The organism is Clostridium puniceum (genome assembly GCF_002006345.1).
Classification (GTDB): Bacteria; Bacillota; Clostridia; order Clostridiales; family Clostridiaceae; genus Clostridium; species Clostridium puniceum.
Window position 1 is genome coordinate 1 of the sequence record NZ_LZZM01000100.1, and the last position, 1,424, is coordinate 1,424.

At 31.3% G+C, this 1,424-nt stretch carries 1 protein-coding gene; it reads left to right on the plus strand.

All coding sequences use genetic code 11. The annotated features are described in order from the left end of the window. Positions 1–1,424 (plus strand): amino acid adenylation domain-containing protein (locus CLPUN_RS08110; RefSeq protein WP_143329000.1); only part of this gene is annotated, 1,424 nt, incomplete at both ends.

Sequence of the window (1,424 nt, forward strand, 5' to 3'; positions counted from 1 at the left end):
GTCAAAAGTTAACTTATAGAGAATTAAATGAAAAGTCAAATTCTTTAGGAAGAGCCTTAAGAGAAAAAGGTGTAAGAGAAGAAAAAATTGTTGGAATAATAATGGATAGATCTATAGAAATGATTATAGGAATCATGGGAATATTAAAAGCAGGTGGAGCATATTTACCAATAGATCCGGAATATCCAATTGACAGAATAAAATATATGCTTGAAGACAGCAAAGCAGAAATACTATTAACTCAAAATAAAGTATTAGAAGCTATAAATTATGACTGGAACAGCATAAATATAGAAATCATAGATGTAGAAGATACCGCATTGTATGAGAAAGAAAGCATAAATATAGAAAAAGCAAGTAGTCCATATAATTTAGCGTATGTTATATATACTTCAGGAACAACAGGAAAACCAAAAGGAGTAATGATAGAACATAGAAGTGCAGCAGGAACACTGTTATGGAGAAAAGAAGAATATAAATTAGATGAAAAAGATAATGTATTAGTTTTATTCTCATATGCTTTTGATGGTTTTGTTACGAATTTCTTTACAACTATTATATCAGGAGCAGCTGCAGTATTAATTAAGTCAGAAGAAAGTAAGGATGCTTTTGCAATAAGAAGGTGTATAACTCAAAATAAAATAACTCATTTTATATGTGTACCTATATTATATGGAGCTATATTAGAATGTTCACAGGCTGAAGATTTACAAAGTTTACGAGTAGTTACTTTAGCAGGAGATAAAACAAGTAAAAAGCTAATACAATTAAGTAGAAGTAAAAATGAAAAAATAGAGTTGGTAAATGAATATGGTCCAACAGAAAATAGTGTAGCTAGTACTGTATACAGAAATATGCAGAATATTACTGAAGAGTCAGTTCCGATAGGAAGACCTAGAACAGGTACAAAAGCATATATTTTGGATAAAAATAATTTCTTAATGCCAATAGGAACAATTGGAGAATTATGTTTAGCAGGAAATGGTTTAGCGAGAGGTTACTTAAACAGAGAAGAATTAACAGCAGAAAAATTTGCAGCCAATCCATTTGAGCAAGATGCTAAGATGTATAGAACAGGAGACTTAGCAAGATGGCTGCCTGATGGAAATATAGAGTTTGTTGGAAGAATAGACAATCAGGTAAAAGTAAGAGGTTTTAGGGTAGAACTAGGAGAAATAGAAAATCAGCTTCTAAAATTAGAAGGCATAAAAGAAGCAGTTGTAGTTGATAGAAGCAGTGATAGTGGGGATGTATATCTTGCTGCATATATAACTGCAGAAGCAGAAATAGCAGCTTCATCCATAAAAGAAGAGCTTTCTAATGAGCTGCCATCGTATATGATACCTAACTATATAATGCAGATAGAAGAATTACCAGTAACAGTAAATGGAAAAGTGGATAGAAAAGAACTTCCAGAAATAGAT